14 protein-coding genes are annotated in these 19,966 nt (G+C 67.1%); 7 read left to right on the top strand and 7 right to left on the bottom strand.

The genetic code is table 11. The features are described 5' to 3' along the window. Positions 1-43: 43 nt before the first annotated feature. From CVN68_RS13770 to CVN68_RS24315, 3 genes are read right to left on the bottom strand one after another with little or no spacing between them, the layout of a single operon-like run. Positions 44-1,069: a hypothetical protein gene (locus CVN68_RS13770; protein WP_100282708.1), complete on the bottom strand. Its 1,026-nt coding sequence runs from the start codon at positions 1,067-1,069 to the stop codon at positions 44-46. Next, positions 1,066-1,632 carry a glycosyltransferase family protein gene (locus CVN68_RS24320; RefSeq protein WP_324869930.1) on the bottom strand — a complete coding sequence of 189 codons (567 nt, stop codon included), beginning with the start codon at positions 1,630-1,632 and terminating at the stop codon, positions 1,066-1,068. Before CVN68_RS24320 ends, CVN68_RS13770 begins: the two co-directional genes overlap by 4 nt. After that, entirely contained in the window at positions 1,587-2,456 is an 870-nt protein-coding gene (locus tag CVN68_RS24315) for a glycosyltransferase (RefSeq protein WP_324869928.1), read from the bottom strand. The genes CVN68_RS24320 and CVN68_RS24315 overlap by 46 nt, the downstream gene beginning before the upstream one ends. 185 nt (positions 2,457-2,641) lie before the next feature. Between CVN68_RS24315 and CVN68_RS13760 the strand changes: the two genes are divergently transcribed. Both CVN68_RS13760 and pbpC read left to right on the top strand, forming a co-directional pair. Continuing rightward, on the top strand, positions 2,642-8,401 hold the full coding sequence (locus tag CVN68_RS13760) for an alpha-2-macroglobulin family protein (RefSeq protein WP_100282707.1): 5,760 nt from the start codon (positions 2,642-2,644) through the stop codon (positions 8,399-8,401). A gap of 217 nt (positions 8,402-8,618) precedes the next feature. After that, entirely contained in the window at positions 8,619-10,721 is a 2,103-nt protein-coding gene (gene pbpC / locus CVN68_RS13755) for a penicillin-binding protein 1C (RefSeq protein WP_100284412.1), read from the top strand. Between the two features lie 151 nt (positions 10,722-10,872). Here the strand turns inward: pbpC and CVN68_RS13750 are convergent, their stop codons facing one another. Further along, positions 10,873-11,394, bottom strand: coding sequence for an RcnB family protein (locus CVN68_RS13750; RefSeq protein ID WP_100282706.1), 522 nt, complete (start codon positions 11,392-11,394; stop codon positions 10,873-10,875). Positions 11,395-11,502: 108 nt separating this feature from the next. Then, positions 11,503-11,910: an outer membrane protein assembly factor BamE gene (locus tag CVN68_RS13745; protein ID WP_324869925.1), complete on the bottom strand. Its 408-nt coding sequence runs from the start codon at positions 11,908-11,910 to the stop codon at positions 11,503-11,505. 192 nt (positions 11,911-12,102) lie between these two features. Here CVN68_RS13745 and CVN68_RS13740 point away from each other — a divergent pair, with 192 nt between their 5' ends. The 3 genes from CVN68_RS13740 (at position 12,103) to CVN68_RS13730 (ending at position 14,000) form a co-directional block, all read left to right on the top strand. Further along, entirely contained in the window at positions 12,103-12,615 is a 513-nt protein-coding gene (locus CVN68_RS13740; protein ID WP_100282705.1) for a ubiquinol-cytochrome C chaperone family protein, read from the top strand. After that, the gene (locus CVN68_RS13735; protein ID WP_100282704.1) at positions 12,612-13,142 is read left to right on the top strand and encodes a YceD family protein; all 531 of its coding nucleotides are present in this window, start codon (positions 12,612-12,614) and stop codon (positions 13,140-13,142) included. The genes CVN68_RS13740 and CVN68_RS13735 overlap by 4 nt, the downstream gene beginning before the upstream one ends. Positions 13,143-13,280: 138 nt before the next feature. Next, positions 13,281-14,000: a hypothetical protein gene (locus CVN68_RS13730; RefSeq protein ID WP_158298885.1), complete on the top strand. Its 720-nt coding sequence runs from the start codon at positions 13,281-13,283 to the stop codon at positions 13,998-14,000. Between the two features lie 100 nt (positions 14,001-14,100). On the opposite strand, the gene CVN68_RS13725 is transcribed toward CVN68_RS13730, so the two are convergent. Then, entirely contained in the window at positions 14,101-14,715 is a 615-nt protein-coding gene (locus CVN68_RS13725; RefSeq protein WP_100282702.1) for a TetR/AcrR family transcriptional regulator, read from the bottom strand. A 109-nt stretch (positions 14,716-14,824) separates the two neighbouring features. On the opposite strand from CVN68_RS13725, the gene CVN68_RS13720 reads away from it, so the two are divergent. Both CVN68_RS13720 and CVN68_RS13715 read left to right on the top strand, forming a co-directional pair. Then, on the top strand, positions 14,825-17,074 hold the full coding sequence (locus CVN68_RS13720; RefSeq protein WP_100282701.1) for a TonB-dependent receptor: 2,250 nt from the start codon (positions 14,825-14,827) through the stop codon (positions 17,072-17,074). 59 nt (positions 17,075-17,133) lie between these two features. Beyond that, positions 17,134-18,378 (top strand): spinster family MFS transporter, encoded by a 1,245-nt coding sequence (locus CVN68_RS13715; protein ID WP_100282700.1) that lies wholly within the window; start codon positions 17,134-17,136, stop codon positions 18,376-18,378. On the opposite strand, the gene CVN68_RS13710 is transcribed toward CVN68_RS13715, so the two are convergent. Then, entirely contained in the window at positions 18,375-19,952 is a 1,578-nt protein-coding gene (locus CVN68_RS13710; RefSeq protein WP_100282699.1) for a peptide chain release factor 3, read from the bottom strand. The genes CVN68_RS13715 and CVN68_RS13710 overlap by 4 nt on opposite strands. Positions 19,953-19,966: the final 14 nt, after the last annotated feature.

Here is a 19,966-nt window from a genome sequence, read left to right as displayed (position 1 = left end):
CAGGCGATACCGCGTTTGCGTGGCGCTGCAAAAGCCCGCTTGGCTAGAAATCGCTCCCGAGGGTCAGCGCGAAGCCCGAGCCGGGGCGCGCGGTCCCGGCGACACGCTGCCGCCAGTCGAGCACGAGACGGACATTCTGCTTGCCGAGCGGCAGCGCGAGAGTGGCCGAGGGGCCGATGTCGAGCCGCGTCGCATCGCGCTGGGCCGCCGCCCAGGCGCCGCCGCCCAGCGCGAGGCGCTCTCCGCCGCCTTCGGCCAAGGTTCGCGTCACACGGACGGCGCCGTCGGCATAAGCTTCGGTGCGGAGGCGACGGATCGCCCCGGCCTGACCATAGGTTTCAAGCCGGAAACCCGGCCCGACGGTTCCTTCAAAGCCGCCGGCCACGCCCAGCCCGGGTCCGCCGCGGATGCCGTCGAGTCCGAACCGCTGCTCGGCGACGACGCGTACCGGCGCACGCGTCGGCTGCCATTCGAGGCCGATCGATGCTTCGGCGCCTTTGCCCCGGAGCGGAGTCACCAATCGACCGAAACCGGCCAGACGCTGCCTGGGCCAGAGCAGCCACGCGACGCGGAGTCCGGCCTGGCTGCCGCCGAGTTGGCTCGCGCCGGGCGCGGCGCCGAGGCCGGTGCCGGGACGCGCGACCAGCCACGCGCTCGCCGACCAGTGCGACGGCAGCGCCGGCAGATTTTCGGGCTGTGCCGCCGGAGGGAGTGGCGTAACGGCGGCGGCGACGATGGTTGCGGGCACGCCGTATTGGATCAGCCCCATCAGCGCCATCTGCACGCGCTCCGGGTCCGGGGCGGGCGCGGCCGGCCGGGTCGACAGGGGGGCTCCGCCGATCCGGCGCGGGCCGGGCGGAAGCCGGGCCGGTGGCAGTCCGGCGCGCTGCGCGGAATGCCCGACGGCGGTCGGGGTGGCCGGCATGTCCGGTGTCGCAGCGATTGGCGCAAAGGCGCGGATCGCCTCGGGAAGCGAGCCGGTGGCGGACCAGAGCAAGGCGATGCGGACGCCGATCCAGCCCAGCACGACCAATGCGAGGAACCGGATCGGCCGCCCCTGGCCCGTCACGGCGCGGCGCGCTCCGACAGATCGGGGAATTGGTGGTCGGTCTTGTCCCAGCGGGGCGCCGCGCCGAGGAGGATCCGGACGTAGAGGACGATCGCGCGGCGCGCTGCGAACAATGCGATATAGTTGCCGACCAACACGCGTGGCGCCGACCAGAACGCCTCGCCCCAGCCATAAGCCCGCTGGACGAACGCCGCACGGACCAGCAGCCGCCAGAGGAGCAAGGCGAAATTGACCCAGAGCAAGGTGCGTACCGCCGGGGCGAGCGCGGGCATGGCCGAGCGATCGATGAAGTGAAGCGTCATCGATACGCTCCACAGCAGCAGCGTGGCATAAGCGAGGGCGAGTACCGGCAGCGCGAGCGTGGCGCGGCGGTCGCGCATCCGCATCCAGTGATCGCCGGGGTTCAGCGTCGCGCGCCAGCCGGTCCGATCCCAGCCGGCGAGCGCGATGCCGGTGAGCCAACGCGCCTTTTGCCTGACGGCGGCGGCGGGCGTGTCGGGAAAATAGGCCCGCACCGCTACCGGCGGGCCGCCGGGCCGTTCGGCGACGCGCGCGAGGCACACCCGGCCCCCCTGGCGCTGATCGTGAGGCCTAGTTCGTAATCTTCGGTGAGGCTGGTCGCATCGAACGGAGCGCCCCCGCGTGCCGCGGCGATCCCGTCGAGAACGTCGCGCCGGATCGCACAGCCCACCCCGGCCAATGGCAGCCCCGCGCCCAGCGCCTGGCGTACGACGAGCACTTTGGCATGTGCCTCGGCGAACTCGTCGCAATAATGGCCGGCAACGAAGCGCGATCTCGGATGCGGCAGCGGCAGAACCGGCAGCTGCACCGTCGCGCAATGCTGCAACCAGCGGGCGTAGACCTGAAGTTCGAGCGGATGAACGATATCCTCGGCGTCGTGCAGGGCAATGCCTAGCGGAGCGACGCCCTCTGCCGCTTCGTCGCGCAGCAACGCGCGCCATAGCGCGTTGAGGCAATCGGCCTTGGTGGTGGGGCCAGGCACGCCGCCGATCACCAGCCGGACTCGCTGATCCAGCTCAGCGACTTCGGCGACCGCGGCGATCGTGGCGGGATCGTTGGGGTAGGTGCCGACATAGATCCGGTAATCGTCATGCTCGAAGCGGGCGAGCGCGGTGCGGAGCATCCGCCCGATCACGCCGGCCTCGTCCCACGCCGCGACGAATATGACGATCCGGCCGGACGGAACGGGCGTGGCGAGCGTCGAGACATCGGTGGGCGGACGAAACGGGAACAACAGTTGCAGATAAGCCCGTCTGGAAAAATAGATCAGGTCGACCAGAAGATCGTCTATACCGCCGACGAGGAACCAGATCGCAGCGAACAGCGTCGCCTCTCGGGCAATCGTGTCTATCGCGGTGATCAGCATGACCGTCCAGGCACCGCAATGTCTCCGATTCGGATGCAGTCATCTTCGGAGTTGTTTATTAAATGATCAAGTTGACTTGGAAGCGGCTGCGGCGATTTCAATCCGTTTCGGAGTCAGTCAATTGGGCGTTGGCGTGAATCCTCTCCGAGGCTAGGGTGCGGGCGCCTTTGGGGGAATTCGGTACCATGAAGCTCGTTGCCCGGCTCGGGATCCTGGCGCTGATCGCGGCGCCGCTCGGCGCGACGCTCGCGATGGGCGACAACAGCCCGCAAGTCGAAATGGCCACGCCCGGCGTCGGCGACGGCGCGATCGAGCGGTTCACTGCGCGGTTCAACCAGCCGATGGTGCCGCTCGGCGACCCGCGTGCGGCCGGGCCGTTCACCGTCGAATGCCCGGTGGGCGGCGAAGGGCGCTGGGTCGACCAGCAGACCTTCGTCCACGAATTTGCCAGCCCGCTCCCCGGCGGGGTGACCTGCACCTTTACGCTCAAGGACAAGCTCAAGAGCCTCGCCGGCTATGCGCTGACCGGCCAGACCAAATTCACCGTCGACAGCGGCGGCCCGATCGCCCGCGCGGTGCTGCCCAGCCGCTATGGTAACGAGATCGAGGAGGACCAGACCTTCCTCGTCGCCGCCAATCTGGCGCCCGATCGCGCCTCGGTCGGTGCCCATGCCTATTGCGCAGTCGACGGCGTGGGCGAGAAGATTCCCGTCGATGTGCTCCCCGCCGATGTTCCGGGCAAGCTGCTCGCCGGGCTCGGCACCGATCAATGGGCTGTGCAGAGCTTCCTCGAGGAAGCGGGCTTGCCCAAGGCGCTCCCCGCCAGCGACGCCGATCGCGCGAAAGCGACTGCCAGCGTCGTCGCGCTCAAGTGCCGCCGGCCGCTTCCGCCGGGGCGCGATGTCGCATTGGTCTGGAGCAAGGATATCGCCAGCGCCACGGGCCGCGTCGCGGGCACCGACCAGCGCTTCGACTTCACTGTGCGCAAGCCGTTCGCCGCGCGCTTCGAATGTTCGCGGGTCAACGCGCAGGCAGGGTGCAGCCCTGTGCAGGACGCATGGGTGCGTTTCTCGGCGCCGATCCCGCGCGCCCAGGCCGAGGCGATCCGCATCACCTTGCCCGACGGCAAGGCGCTGACCCCGGTCTTCTCCGACGAGGAGAAGCGCAAGGCAGTGATCGCCGACGTCAAGTTCAAGGCGCCGCTCCCCGCCGCGGTCACTGCCAAGCTGACGCTTCCCGCCAATGTCACCGACGAGAGCGGGCGCAAGCTCTCCAACGCCGAGCGATTCCCGCTCGACGTGCGCTTCGACGAGGCGCCGCCCTTGGTGAAGTTCGCCGCGGATTTCGGCATCCTCGAAGCGGCCGAGGGCGGCGTGCTGCCGGTCACCGTGCGCAACGTCGAGGGACAGCTAGGCGGATCCCAGATGGCAGTCGGCGGCCAGAGCCTCAAGGTCGAGGGTGGCGACGGCGAGATCGCCAAATGGCTGCGCGCGATCGACGATGCCGCCGAAACCAAGAGCGACGACATCAAGCGCGGCGAAGAGACGATCCGGATCAACCAGACCGGCGCGAAGCCGTTGCTGACACCGGCGACCGGCAAGCCGTTCCAGGTCTCGTTGCCGGGCAAAGGCAAGGACTTCGAAGTCGTCGGAATCCCGCTGACCAAGCCCGGATTCTATGTCGTCGAGCTCGCCAGTCCGCGGCTGGGCAACGCGCTGCTAGGCCGCAACGCCCCGCGGTACGTCGCCGCAGGCGCGCTCGTCACCAATATGAGCGTGCATTTCAAATGGGGCCGCGACACCTCGCTGGTCTGGGTCACTGCGCTCGACAGCGGCAAGGGCGTCGGCAGCGCCGAAGTGCGGATCACCGACAGCTGCACAGGGCAGGTTTTGGCAAAGGGCACTACGGATGCCTCGGGTCGGCTGGGTGTCCCCGCCGGGCTGCCCGAGCCCGAAACCTATTCGAGCTGCGAGAATGACAGCGGCTCGCCGCTGATGGTCTCGGCGCGCAAGGCCGACGATTTCAGCTTCACGCTCACCCAATGGGGCGAGGGCATCCGCCCGTACGACTTCGACCTGCCTTATGGCTATTCGGCGGCCGAGCAGGTGTTCCACACCGTGTTCGATCGCGCGCTCGTCCGCCAGGGCGAGACGGTCCACATGAAGCATATCGTGCGCAAGCCGATCGCCAGCGGTTTCGGCACCTCGCCGGCCTTTACGGGCACGCTGCGCCTCTCGCACCGCGGTTCGGACACCAAATACGATCTGCCGCTGACGATCGACGCCAATGGCATCGGCGAGACCGAATGGACCGCGCCGCAAGGCGCCAAGATGGGCGATTACGACATCCAGGTCGTGACCAACGAGGCCGAAAACGAGAAGGTCGTCTACACCAGCCAGTCGTTCAAGGTGGACGAATACAAGCTTCCGACGATGAAGGCTTCGGTCGCGGGACCGAAGGAGGCGGCGGTGCGCCCCTCGACGTTGCCGCTCGATCTGTTCGTCGGCTATCTCTCTGGCGGCGGCGCGGGCAATCTGCCGGTCGAATTGCGCGTCGGCTGGTTCGAAGGGCTGACAACGCCCGACGGCTATGACAGCTACAGCTTCGGCGGCCGCGCACTGACCGAAGGCGTCAAACCGTTGAACGGCGACAGCGAGACCGACGAGGAATCGACTCCGCTGCCGCCGACCCAGACCTTGCCGGTGACCTTGGGTGGCGACGGCACGGCGCGCACTTCGATCGAGGTGCCCAAGAGCCTCGACCAGCCGACCAACATGCAGATCGAGATGGATTATCAGGACGCCAATGGCGAGATCCTGACCGCGTCGCGACGCATCCCGATCTACACCTCCGCAGTCCAGCTCGGCATCAAGACCGACGGCTGGCTGATGAAGCAGGACGATCTGCGGCTGCGCTTTGTCGCGCTCGACACTTCGGGCAAGCCGCTCGCCAATCAGGCGATTTCGGTCGAGCTGTACAGCCGCGAGATACTGACGGCACGGCGCCGGCTGATCGGTGGCTTCTACGCCTATGACAACCAAATGAGGACGACGAAGCTGGGCGCGACCTGCTCCGCGACGACCGACGCGCAGGGGCTGGCCACGTGCCAGCTCGACCCGGGCGTGTCGGGCGAAGTCTATGCCGTCGCGACCACCAAGGACGCCAATGGCAATGTTGCGCGGGCGACGCGCTCGACCTGGCTGGTCGGCGACGATGATTGGTGGTTCGGCGGGGACAATGGCGACCGGATGGACGTCATCCCCGAACAGCTCGAATACAAAGCCGGCGAGACCGCCAAATTCCAGGTCCGCATGCCGTTCCGCGAAGCGACTGCGCTAGTCACCGTCGAGCGCGAAGGCGTGCTGTCCAGCTTCGTTGTCGGGCTCTCGGGCAAGGATCCGGTGATCGAAGTGCCGATGCCTGCCGCTTATGCGCCCGACGTCTATGTCTCGGTGATGGCGGTGCGTGGACGCGTGTCGGGCCTGTCCAACTGGGGATCGAGCCTCGCGCGCGACTGGGGGCTGCCCTTCTCGCAGGACGGCGGCAAGCCGACCGCGACGGTCGATCTCGCCAAGCCCGCTTATCGGCTCGGCATCGCCAAGGTGAAGGTCGGCTGGGAAGGCCATCGCCTCGGCGTCGCAGTCAAGGCCGAGAAGGCGACCTATGCCGCGCGCGACACCGCCAATGTCGACGTGCAGGTCAAGAACCCCGACGGCTCGCCGGCACGCGAGGCGGACGTGGCGTTCGTCGCGGTCGACGAGGCCCTGCTCCAGCTCGCGCCCAATGAGAGCTGGGACGTGCTGACCGCGATGATGGGCGATCGGCCGATCTCGGTGCTGACCTCGACCGCGCAGACGCAAGTCGTCGGCAAGCGCCATTACGGCAAGAAGGCCGTCGAGGCCGGCGGCGGCGGCGGCGGCGATCTCTCCGGGCTCAACCGCGAGAATTTTCAGCCGGTATTGCTTTGGAAGGGCAAGGTGCCGCTCGACGGCAAGGGCCGCGCACGGGTGCAGGTGCCGCTCTCGGATGCGCTGACGTCGTTCAAGCTGGTCGCGATCGCCACCAACGGCGCGCAATATTTCGGCACCGGCGAGGCGAACGTCCGCACCCATCAGGATCTCAGCATCTATCCGGGCGTGCCGCAGGTGGTGCGCACCGGCGATACGTTCGGGGCGATGTTCACGCTGCGCAACGGCTCCGACAAGCCGATGCGAGTGACGGCGGAGGTCGTGCTCACGCCTGCGGTTGCCCAGGGCAAGCCGCTGACCGTGGAGATTCCGGCGGGCGGCGCCGCGCCGGTGAGCTGGAACCTCACTGCGCCGAACGCGGCGGGCAAGCTCAGCTGGACGGTCTCGGCGAAATCCGCCGACGGCAAGGCAGTCGACAAGGTGACGGTGGCGCAGGACGTGATCCCTGCGGTGCCGGTCGAGACCTGGGCGGCGACTCTCGCCCGGGTCGGCGAAGGCACCAGCTTCTCGATCGCGCCGCCGGCGGGGGCCTTGCCGGGCTTCGGTATGGTCGACATCAGCCTCGCCGACACGCTCGCCCCGCCGCTGCAAGGGGTGCGCGACTATATGTCGGCCTATCCCTATGGCTGCCTCGAACAGCGCACTTCGCGCGCGATCGCGCTCGGTGACACCGGCATGTGGAACGGGATCGCCGGCGAGCTTCCCGCCTATCAGGACGCTGACGGGCTGCTGCGCTATTTCCCCGGCGAATGGGCGGGATCGGAGGCGCTCACGGCCTATATCCTGTCGATCACTGCCGAGGCCGGACTGCCGCTCCCCGAGGGGCCGCGCGCCAAGGCGATCGACGCGATGAAGGCCGTGCTCGACGGCCGCCTGCGTCGCGAGGATTATGGCGATGTCCGTCTCCAGCGGATCGCCGCCTTCTCGGCGCTCGCCCGTCAGGGTGCGGCGACCGGCGCGATGCTCGGCCAGCTGGGTATCGCGCCGGCCGAAATGCCGACTTCGTCGCTCGCCGACTATCTCGCGGCGTTGGGCAAGGTGCCCGGTCTCGCCAATGGCGCGCAGCTCCGCGCCGATGCCGAGAAGGTGCTGCGCACGCGGCTGGTCTATGAAGGCACGCGGATCGACCTCAGCGACAAGGGCAACATGCCGTGGTGGCTGATGTCGTCGGACGACGAGGCGGCGATCAAGGCGGTGATGGTGACGCTCGGCCGCCCCGGCTGGCAGGATGACTCCGCCAAGATGATGGTCGGCGTGGCGATGCGCCAGCAGCGCGGCCATTGGGGCACCACCACCGGCAATGCGTGGGGCACGATCGCCGCGCGGAAATTCATGGCGGCCTATCCGGCCGAAGCGATTGCGGGGGTGACCACCGCCAGCCTCGGCAGCGCCAGCGTCAGCCGGCCCTGGCCTTTGCTCGAGCCGCAGCGCAGCTTCAGCCTGCCATTGCCGACGGCGACGACGCCGCTGGTGATGCGCCAGGCGGGCGGAGCCGGGCCGTGGGCGTTCGTCCGCGTAAAAGCAGCGGTGCCGCTCACCCAGCCGCTGATGGCGGGCTACAAGATGACCAAACAGGTCAGCGTGGTGCAGGGGCTGGTGCCCGGGCGCCACACCCGCGGCGACGTGATCAAGGTGACAATCAGCGTCGAGGCTTCGGCCGAGCGCAACTGGGTGGTGATCAACGATCCGGTGCCGACCGGCGCCACGGTGATCGGCAGCCTCGGCGGGCAATCCGAGATGCTCAATGCGCAGGCGGGCACTGCCGAGGGTGTCTCGCCCAACTGGATCGAGCGCGGGCAAGGGTCGTGGCGGGCTTATTATGGCTGGGTGCCGCGGGGGAGCTTCACCATCTCGTACGTGATGCGACTCAATGCCTCGGGACGGTTTAGTCTGCCGGCGACGCGAGTCGAGGCGATGTACTCGCCCGAGATCCGGGCGCAGTTGCCCAACGCGGTAATGACGGTGGCGGAGCGGTGAAACCCTTCTTCGTCATCCCGACGAAGGCCGGGATCTCGGGCAATTGCGGGACGAGAGCCGTACGAGATCCCGGCGTTCGCCGGGATGACGAGGTATGAGGCAGCAGCTCAAAACCCTGATCACCCGCATCGACGACTTTCCCCCAACGCTCGCCGCATGGGGCCGACGCCAGCGCGACGCGGTTCGCGCGCGCGGCTGGCGCGGCATCTTCACGCCGATGCGCGTGGTGCTCGCGGCGGCGGCATTGCTCATCGGCAGCTTCGCTTCGCTGTCCTGGGTGACGCGGCCGCCGCCGCTCCCCGGCTACGACGTGGTGGTCGCCGGCTGGAAGCCGTCCGAGGCGTGGCTCTACGACCGCAACGGCCGGCTGATCGACAGCAGTCGCGTCGACTATCAGGCGCGGCGGCTCGGCTGGGTGCGGCTCGCCGATGTCGCGCCGGTAGCGCGCGACACGCTGATCGCCGCGGAGGACCGGCGCTTCCGCAGCCATAAGGGCGTCGACTGGTGGGCACTGGGCGGAGCGTTGCGCGACCGGATCGAAGGCAAGCGCGCGCGGGGTGCCTCGACGCTGTCGATGCAGGTCGCCGCTTATCTCGCGCCCGACCTCGCCTCGCCGGGCCATCGCGGGACCTGGGACAAATTGCGGCAGATGCGGGCGGCGCGCGCCCTCGAGGCGGAATGGAGCAAGGACCAGATTCTCGAGGCGTATCTCAATCTCGCGGGCTTCCGCGGCGAGGCGCAGGGGATCGCCGCCGCCTCGCTCGGTCTATTTGGCAAGACCCCGGCTACGCTCACCCGCGACGATGCGTTGCTGCTCGCGGCCTTGCTCCCCAATCCGGGTGCGGGATCGACCGAAGTCGCCCGGCGGGCCTGTGCGCTCGGCCGGGACAAGGATTGCAGCCGCTTCGCCGGCGCCGCCGCGTCGATGCTCGGCCCAGCGCGCAGCCTCGCACTCGATCCGGGGCTGGCGCCCCATCTCGCCGCGCGATTGCTCGACACGCCGGGTGCGCGGATCACCACGACGCTGGACGCGCGCATCCAGTCGGTCGCGATCGCCGCGCTGCGGCGCCAGCTGGAGGGGCTGGGCGGGACGCGCGCGCGCGATGGCGCGGTGGTCGTCGTGGACAATGCGAGCGGCGAGGTGCGCGCTTATGTCGGTGGGATCGGCGGCGAATCGACCGCGGCGGCCGTAGACGGCGCCTCGGCATACAGGCAGGCGGGATCGACGCTGAAGCCGTTCCTCTACGCGCAGGCGATCGAGAAGGGGTATCTGACCGCGGCCTCGATCCTCGACGATTCGCCGGTCCAGCTCGACACGGCCTCGGGACTCTACGTCCCACAGAATTACGATCATGCGTTCAAGGGGCCGGTCTCGGCGCGGATCGCGCTCGCGGGATCGCTCAACGTGCCCGCGGTGCGCACCTTGCTGCTCACCGGGGTCGACGCCTTCCGCGACCGGCTGTGGGATACCGGCTATCGCGGGCTGGTCGAGGACGGCCAATATTATGGCTATTCGCTGGCGCTGGGTTCGGCCGAGGTCACCCTGATCGAGCAGGTCGCCGCTTATCGCAGCCTTGCACTCGGCGGGCGCTGGACGCCGCTGCGGCTGACTGCGGCAGCACCGAAGGAGCGGCTGCGGGAGATCGTTTCGCCAGAGGCCGCGTGGATTGTCGCCGATATGCTCGCCGACCCCAATGCCCGTGCCGGCACCTTCGGAGTCGATTCGGCGCTGCGCCTGCCGTTCTGGGCCGCGGCCAAGACCGGGACGTCCAAGGCAATGCGCGACAATTGGTGCGTCGGGTTCAGCGACCGCTTCACTGTCGGCGTATGGGTGGGCAATCTCGAAGGCGATCCTATGCGCGCGGTGTCGGGCACCAGCGGCGCGGCACCGGTCTGGCGCGACGTCATGATGGCACTCCACGCCGCCGCTCCGGGCAAAGCGTCGCCTCCACCGCCCGGGGTCGAGGTGCGATCGATCCGTTTCGCCGACGGCATCGAGCAGCCGCGCCGCGAATATTTCATTCGGGGCACCGGGCTCAGCGAAATCGCTTCAGCACCCGCGGCGGCGCGACGACCACGGATCGTCAATCCAGTGGCGGGCAGCGTCTATGCGCTCGATCCTGACATTCCGGTGGATCGCCAGCGCCTTGCCATCGCCGTCGCGGGCGAGGTTGCCGGCCATCGCCTGCTGCTCGACCGGCACGATCTCGGCACCGCCGACACCCGACCGTTGATCCTGCCGCAGCGCGGCCAGCACCGGCTGAAGCTGGTCGATCTCGGCGGCCGGGTGGTCGATCAGATCCTTTTCACGATCCGCTGAAAACACGGTTTTGCTTCGGGAGCGGAATGCCTTTCGGCGCGTTATCCGCGCGGTCCCATCCCTTTCGGGGCTGTGCTCACGGGCACCGGCCGCGCCGCCGCATCGGCGCGGCCGAACCCCGGAGCGGCGCGGCCGCCCCGGGGCGTTCGGTTTACTGGTAGAAACCCGGGATCGTCCGGATCACGATGCCGCGACGCGTGTCGATGAGCAGCACGTCATCATAATGGCGGACCCAGCGCTGGCTGCGCCCGACTGACGGCAGGCGATAGCGCCACGGATCGGCAATCACATAGCGCGAACCCCAATAGCTCGGTGCGATCCGCACGCCGGTGCGAAATCGGGTATAGCCGAACGGTGCGCGCCAATTGCCACGGGCATAGACGCCGCGATTGCGCCCGCGATAATCGCGCCAGTCATTGTCGCCCCAACGGCGATTACGGTCGCGCAGATCCTCGCGATATTCCTGCCGAGCCTCGCGGACGTCGCGACGCTCCTCGCGGATGTCGCCGCGATCACCGCGACGGCGGGCGTCGCGCAGCTCGCGCTGCTCCTCGCGAATGTCCTGACGGTCGCGGCGAAGCTCGCGCTGCGACTGGGCGCTCGCCGCACTCGGCAGCGCTACCGCCGGCATGGCGACGGCGGCCAGCAGGGCTGCGGTGATGAACTTCTTCATGTGGATTCCTCCAAAACTTACAGGCCGGTTCTCTCCGGCACCGCTGCAATCTGGAGGAGTCTCGCTGAACCGCGCGGGAACGGCGCGGTCAGCAACCAGCAAGTTTCGTTACTGGCCCGAACCGCCCGGGGCGCCGCCGCCGCCGGTGCCGGGCGCGCCCACCGTGCCGATATTGCCGAACAGATCGCTGAAGAAGCTGCGCTTGCGGCCGAGGGTCGGGGTGGTCTTGCCATAGGGATCGACCGAGGCGATCAGATCCTGGTTCATCCGGTCGACCGCGGCGACGTTGCCGGCCGCGTCGAAGCGCACGCGGATCGTGGTCTGTTCGCGCACCTTGGGGTCGCTATAGCCGAAATTCCGGCTCTCGCGGGACACGTAATACCATTCACCCTGGTTGAACTGGCTGGTCAGCGTCGGCCGGCCGAGCGTCTGCATCACCGATTCGCGATTATCGATGCCGGGCTGGACCGAATCGACCAGCTCCTTGTCGATCACATAGCCTTGATGCGTCTTCATCGGCGCGCAGGCGGTGCTGCCCATGGCAATGAGGAGCGCGGCGCAACCGGCCAGGCGAACGGGGAAGGGCATCGAAATCTCCAGGCCAACGCGAGCACCGGCGCGCATTGCATCGCGCGCCATTCGCCTCAATATGCGGCAAAATGCGGCCAAACAAGGTCGCGCCCGCTTAGCATGGACGAAAGAACCAGGATGGGATTGCTCAAGCGCCTGTTCGGCGCTCCGGATCGCGGCACTTCGCCGCAGCTCTACGCCGCGATCGTCGCCACCGGCCGCGCGCCGCATTGGTATGCGCAAGGCGCAGTGCCCGACACGATCGACGGCCGATTCGACATGATTGCGGCAGTGCTGTCGCTGGTGCTGCTGCGGCTCGAGAACGAGCCCGAGGCGACTGCGCCGAGCACAGCGCTCGCCGAATGCTTCATCGAGGACATGGACGGCCAATTGCGCGAGATCGGTATCGGTGACGTCGTGGTCGGCAAGCATATGGGGCGGATGATGGGCATGGTCGGCGGCCGGCTCGGCGCCTATCGCGCTGGCCTTGGTGGAGACGGGTTGCGCGGAGCGCTGGTCCGCAACCTCTATCGGGGCGACGCGCCGGCCGATGCGGCCTTGTCTCATGTCGAGGCGGGATTGCTTGGTTTGCGCGACACGCTGGCGGCGATGCCGACAGCCGCAATCCTCGCCGGGGAATTGCCGCAATGACCCCCGAATTTCCGCGCCCGCACCGGCTCGACCAGATCGGCACCGTGGAGACCAATGTCGAGATCGAGGCCAGGCCTGAAGAATGCGCCGCGCTTGCCCGCCGCTTCGATCTGGTCGCGATCGAGCGGCTGCGCGCGCGCTTTACGCTCCGCCGTGCCGCGACCGGCTTTCTTGCCACCGGTCATTTGTCTTCGGCCGTCACACAGTCCTGCGGGGTCACCGGCGATCCGCTGCCGGCGACGATCGAGGAGGACTTCGCGATCCGCTTCCTGCCCGAACCGGGCGAGGACGAAACCCACGACGACATCGAGCTTGCCGAGGAGGAGATGGATACCGTCTTCTACGCAGGCAGCGCGCTCGATCTGGGCGAGGCAGCGGCGGAGACGCTCGCGCTGGCGCTCGATCCCTTTCCGCGCAGCCCGGCCGCGGCGGAAGCGCTCAGGGAGGCCGGTGTGATCAGCGAAGAGGAGGCGGCGCCGCTGAGTCCACTCGCCGCCGCGCTCAAGGGCAAGCTGCAAAAGAAGTAAGCGCGTAAGGCAGCGCCGTCCTGACTCCAGCATCAAAAACCATGATCTCCCAAGCACGCGGTGCGCGGACCTGCGGGAGATCGAAACTTGCCCCTGCGATTCGCTGTGGTAGCGATGATGAAAGCTCGGAGGGGTAATGTGACTCAACTCACGAATTTCGTGCGCCGCTATACATCGATATCTGCCGTCATCGACATTCTTCGGCGCAAGGAACTGCCGCTTCTCGATCCCCAGAACTGGGACGATCGAAACGATCGCTATTACATGGCGCTATACAAGCAGGAGAAGAAGCTCGGCGGCTTATATGGGCTGTGCGCTGCGCGTTGCTCTGAAACCTATCATCATTGGCGCGTCTTCACCGGAACCTCTGACGGGGCCTGCGTCGAGATCAAGCGGGGCGCGTTCGAAGAGGCGCTGGCCAAGCTGGAGGGGGTGCGGTTCGGCGAGGTCCAATATCTCCGGCTCGAGCAAATTGAACGCCCAAAGGCCATCGATGTTGATCGCATGCCCTTCGTAAAGCGAGAAGGCTTCACCGCCGAAGAGGAATATCGAGTCATTGCCGAAACGGGGGAAGATCAGAAGAGCGCGCTCTCGATCGAGTTCCCCCACAGCATGATCAATTGCATTTATCTGAATCCCTGGCTGCCCAAAACCGTCGCTGAAAGCATTCGCGAGACGCTGCGATCCTTGCCCGGCTGCGCCAAACTTCGGGTAAGCCGGTCGCAGCTCATCGAAAGCAGTCGATGGAAGCGTGCCGGCGATGAGATCGTCGGGAAAAAAGCGCAAGAGAAGCTGGTGCTGAGGGCCAGGTCTGTTCCGACGAAAAGCGCGTCCAAGACGTCACGCTCCACAAGCTGAAGAAGCCATAGCGTTGAACTCCCGCTGCGAGGCAGCCGGCAAGATGAAGAACCCGCCCGGGATATAGCCGTGCCAAACGCCACCACCGGGCGCTGAGCCGCTACCCGGTGTTGGTCGCGATCCCCCGCGCCAGCATCGCCGCCACCGTTTCGGCGATCGCCTCGGGCGCGACGTCCTCTTCCCAGACGCTGTAGCGCAGCCCGAGGAAAACGTTCATTCCCATGATCGCCCAGGCGTGGACCTCGCTCACCTCGTCGCGCACCTCGCCGCGTTCGGCTGCGGCGCGCAGACGTTTGGCGATACGGTCGGCGGTGGTCGCATAATGCATGCGGAAGCTCTCGGGATCGACGAATTCGGCCTCGTCGATGATCCGGTAGATTTCCTTGTGGGTGCGGGCGAACCGGATGAAGGCTAGCAAGGCCGCCTGCTCCGCCGCAATCTGGCCGGGGGCGTCCTTGAGCGCGGGCGCGACATGTTCGCGGACCTGTTCTGACATGTCGCGGACAAGCGCGCGGAACACCGCGTCCTTCGAGTCGAAATAGGTATAGAAGCTGCCGAGCGCGACGCCCGCGCGGCGGGTGATTCCGCTGATCGAGCCCTCGTGAAACCCCTTTTCGCCGAACTCCACCGCCGCTGCATCGAGGATCGCGCGCAGCGTCTTGCGGCCGCGCGCGGTGCGCGGTTCCTTGCCCAGGCTCGCTGCCTCGCTGTCCATGCCTCCGCCCCCATTCTTCCAAGTTGAAACCCGGTTCAGGTTTCAGTATAGGCTCTCTCGACAGCTTACAACCCGCACAAGACCGGGTCGAATTCTGGGGAGGAAAACCATGTCACGCCTGATGCCGTCTGCTCGAACGATTCTCCACGCCGGCGCCGCCTTCGCCGCGCTCGCCGCTGCGCCCGCCTTCGCGCAAGAGCGAGCTGCCGACGCCGCCCCGGCCGCGCAGACTGCCGACGCCGATCAGGCGGGGCCCAACGACGAGATCGTCGTCACGGCACGCCGCCGCGAGGAGAGCCTGATCGATGTTCCGATCTCGATGTCTGTGATCTCGGGCGATGCGCTGGTGCGCAGCGGTGCCGCCGACATCACCGCGCTGCAGGACAAGACCCCCAATCTCACGCTGCAGATCGCGCGCGGCTCGAATTCCACGCTGATCGCGTTCAGCCGCGGCGTCGGCCAGCAGGACCCGCTGTGGGGCTTCGAGCCCGGCGTCGCGCTGTATCTCGACGACGTCTATGTCGCGCGACCGCAGGGCGCCGTGCTCGACATCTTCGACGTCGAGCGCGTCGAGGTCCTGCGCGGACCGCAAGGCACACTCTATGGCCGCAACACGATTGGCGGCGCGGTCAAATACGTCACCCGCAAGCTCGGCAACCAGTTCCGCGGCACGGCGCGCGCGTCGTACGGCTCGTACAATCAGGTCGATCTGATCGGGCAGGTGACGATCCCGCTGACCGACAGCCTGTCGATCGGCGGCGCAGTGGCGCGCTACACTCGCGACGGCTTCGGCGAGAACCTCACCACCGGCGTCGAGCATTACAACAAGGACGTGATCGCGGCACGGCTCTCGGCCGAATTCGCACCGACCGACAACATCTTCTTCCGCGTCGCCGGCGATCGCACGCTCGACAAGTCGAGGCCGCGCCACGGCACTCGCCTGCTGCCCAACGGCGCCGACCCGCGCTATTTGCCCACCGACAGCGTCTACGACACCCGCGCCGGCATCGGCGACGACAACCGCGTCGAGAACCGGGGCGTCTCGGTCACCGGCGAGATCGGGGTGTCGGACACGCTGACCTTCAAGGCGATCACTGCGTGGCGCGACGGCAGCACCGATACGCTGATCGATTTCGACAACACCATACTCCCGACGCTCGACGTCCCGGCCTCCTATGACGATCGCCAGTTCACCCAGGAGCTGCAATTGCTGTTCGAGGGCGAGCGGCTGCAAGGCGTGGTCGGCCTCTATTATCTCAACGGCCGCGCGAGCGGCGCGTTCGACACCGTGGTCGGGCTGCTCAACACCACTACGCTCACTTCGGGCACGGTGGACACCAAGAGCTATGCCGCGTTCGGCGATCTGAGCTTCGATTTGACCGACAAGTTCAAGGTTTCGGGCGGGCTGCGTTACACCCGCGACGAGAAGACGGGTACGGTGTTCCGCCGTAACTATACTGGCATCCGCAGCCCGGTGTTCGGCAATGCCGCGGCGGTGCCCGGGCTGCTGCGCACCGATTACACCAACGACCGCAGCTTCGAGAAGCTGACGCCGCGGGTGAGCATCAGCTACGCGCCGCGTCAGGACCTCAATTTCTACGCGAGCTACGGCCAAGGCTTCAAATCGGGCGGGTTCGACATGCGCGGCGACGCGATCCTCACCCCGACCACGGTCAACGGCTACGAGCCGGAGACGATCGATTCGTGGGAGCTCGGGATGAAGGGCGCGTTCCTTCAGAACAGCCTGTTCGTGAACCTCGCCGGCTTCTTCTCCAACTATAAGGACCAGCAGGTCACGATCCAGGTGCCGGCTCTGCCGAGCGGGATCACCAGCTTCGTCGACAATGCCGGCAAGGCCGAGATCTACGGCTTCGAACTCGAGACGCGGATGGTGCCGTCGCGGCATTTCTCGGCCAGCGTAGTGCTCGGTTACACCCATGCCGATTACAAGGAGTTCCTGACCTATATCGGCGGCGGCACCACGCCGGTGGACGTCGCGGCCCAGCGCGCGTTCCAGAACACCCCGGAATGGACCGCGAATGCTTCGGCGACATGGTCCGAGGATCTCGCTGGCGGCACGATCGCGTTTACGCCTGCGGTGTCGCTGCGCAGCGATATCCAGATGTTCGAGATCGCGACGCCCGCGCTCGATCAGGACGGCTATGCTTTGGTCGAAGCCTCGCTCAACTGGACTTCGGAGGGCGGCCGCTACCGGATCGGCGTCGCCGGGCGCAATCTGACCGACGCGCGCTATCGTGTCGGAGGCTACAACTTCCCCGGCGCGCTCACCGGCAATTCGGTGATCGGTTATTATGGCCCGCCGCGCACCGTGACCGGGACGGTCGAAGTCCGCTTCTGATCTGATCGAGAGCCGGGCGTCGCGTGACGCCCGGCTTCGTTGCTGCCAGGGAGCCTCACATGGCCGAACCCACCCCGCGCACTCGCGGCGTCGTCCTTGCGATGCTGCTGCTCGTCTACACCTTCAATTTCCTCGACCGGCAGATCCTGAGCATCCTTGCCCAGCCGGTGAAGAAGGATCTCGGGCTCGACGACGCGCAGCTCGGGATGCTGGGCGGGCTTGCCTTCGCGGCGCTCTATTCGACCTTGGCGATTCCGCTGGCATTGCTCGCCGACCGGACCAGCCGGACATGGGTGATCACGGTGTCGCTCGGGGTGTGGAGCGGGTTCACGGCGTTGTGCGGGTTCGCGCAGAACTTCACCCAGATGTTTCTGTTCCGCCTCGGAGTGGGCGTCGGCGAGGCCGGCGGGGTCGCACCGTCCTACGCGCTGATCTCGGACTATTTCCCGCCCGAACGGCGCGCGCGGGCGCTGTCGATCTATTCGCTCGGCATTCCGCTGGGGGCCGCGGGCGGGGTGCTGCTGGGCGGCTATATCGCGCAGAATGTCGAGTGGCGGACCGGGTTCATCGTCGTCGGGCTCGCCGGGGTGGCGATCGCGCCGATCTTCCGGCTGGTGGTCAAGGATCGCCCGCGCCCCGCGGCCACGGTGGAGAATCAGGTGCCGGTGAGCAAGGTCTTCGCGATCCTCGCCGCGAAGCCGGGATTCTGGCTGATGGCATTCGGCGCGGCTGCCGGATCGATGTGCGGATACGGCGTGGCGTTCTGGCTGCCGAGCCTGATGCAGCGCAGCTTCGCGCTCAGCCTCGTCGAGACCGGCCAGTTTTTCGGCGCTTTGCTGCTCACCGGCGGCGTCGCGGGGATCCTGCTCGGCGGCTGGCTCGGCGACCGGCTAGGGCCGCGCAACCGCCGCTGGTACGCGCTGGCGCCGGCGATCTGCTACGTCGCGGGCGCGCCGCTGTTCATCGCGGGGGTGCTGGCAAACAGCTGGCCGATCGCCTTCGCCTTGTTCCTGCTGCCGCAAGCCCTGGTCTATGTCTGGCTCGGCCCGGTGCTCACCGCGGTCCAGCACCTCGTTCCGGCGCACATGCGCGCCACCGCCTCGGCGAGCTTCCTGCTGATCAACAATCTGATCGGGCTGGGGCTGGGGAGCTGGGCGATCGGCTCGCTCTCGAAGGCGCTGACGCCGGCTTATGGCGACGAGGCGCTGCGCTATGCGATCGCGGCGGGGCTATGCCTGTACGTCGTCGCCGGCGCGCTGATGGCGCTGGCGAGCCGCTTCCTGCAGCGCGATTGGGTGGACTAGCGCTCTCGCGTCGCCGCGAACTTCACCTTGGAGTAGCGGTCGGCAATATAGCCCACTTCCCACGCCGACTTGGCCATGAACACCGGATTGCCGTCGCGGTCCTTGGCCATCGCGCCGCGATTGAGCCCGATGAATTCCTGCAGGTCCTTGGGATCCTCCGCCGATATCCAGCGCGCCGTCTCGAACGGCGCCATCTCGAGCCCCGCTGCGACCTTATACTCGGCATCGAGCCGGCTGAGCAGCACGTCGAGCTGAAGCTGACCGACCACGCCGATGATCCAGTTCGAGCCGATCTCGGGATAGAAGACCTGCGTCACCCCCTCCTCGGCCATATCGTCGAGCGCCTTGCGCAGCTGCTTGGTCTTGGTCGGATCCTTGAGCTGGACGCGACGCAGGATTTCGGGCGCGAAATTGGGCAGCCCGGTGAAACGCACCTCGGCACGCTCGGACAAAGTATCGCCCACGCGCAAGGTGCCGTGGTTGGGAATCCCGATGATGTCGCCCGGATAGGCCTCGTCCGCCAACTCACGCTCGCGCGCGAAGAACAGGATCGGCGAGTGGATCGCGATCGGCTTGCCGTGCCCGGTCGGCGTCAGCTTCATGCCGCGCTTGAAGGTCCCCGAGCACAATCGCATGAACGCGATACGGTCGCGGTGGTTGGGGTCCATATTCGCCTGGACCTTGAACACGAAGCCGGTGACTTCATCGCGATCGGGCGCGACCGGCGCGGGCTCGGCGGGCTGCGAGCGCGGCGGTGGCGCGAAATCGGCGATCGCGTTGATCAGCGAATCGACCCCGAACTCCTTGAGCGCCGACCCGAAATACACCGGCGTCAGGTCGCCGTTTCGATAGGCCTCGCCGTCGAACTCGGGATAGCCGACCCCGGCCAGCTCGACATTCTCGCGCAGCTTGGCGAGATTATCGGCCGAGACGATCGCATCGAGCTGCGGATCGTCGAGCCCGGTCGTCTGGATCACCTTGCCCTGAAACTCGCGGCTGTCGCCCTCGGGAAGCAGCAGCCGCTTGTTGGCGAGGTCGTAAATGCCCTCGAAGGTGCCGCCCATTCCCACCGGCCACGTCATCGGTGTCACGTCGAGCGCAAGCAGATTCGCCACCTCGTCGAGAATGTCGAACACTTCGCGGCCCTCGCGATCGACCTTGTTGACGAAGGTGATGATCGGCACGTTGCGCAGCCGGCAGACCTCGAACAATTTGCGCGTCTGGCTCTCGATACCCTTGGCGACGTCGATCACCATGACGGCGGAGTCGACCGCGGTCAGCGTGCGATACGTGTCCTCGCTGAAATCCTCGTGCCCCGGGGTGTCGAGCAGGTTGAAGGTGATGCCCTTGCGCTCGAAGGTCATCACGCTCGACGTGACCGAAATCCCGCGCTGCTGCTCGATCTTCATCCAGTCCGAGCGCGCGCGCCGCGCCTGACCGCGCGCCTTGACCTCGCCAGCCAGGTGGATCGCGCCGCCGAACAGCAGCAATTTCTCGGTGAGCGTGGTCTTGCCGGCGTCGGGATGCGAGATGATCGCGAAGGTACGGCGGTCGTTGATATGGTCGGAAGGCATCGCGGCCCTCTAGC

This window comes from Sphingomonas psychrotolerans (assembly GCF_002796605.1).
GTDB lineage: Bacteria > Pseudomonadota > Alphaproteobacteria > Sphingomonadales > Sphingomonadaceae > Sphingomonas > Sphingomonas psychrotolerans.
This window is presented reverse-complemented; position numbering and strand designations above follow the sequence as displayed.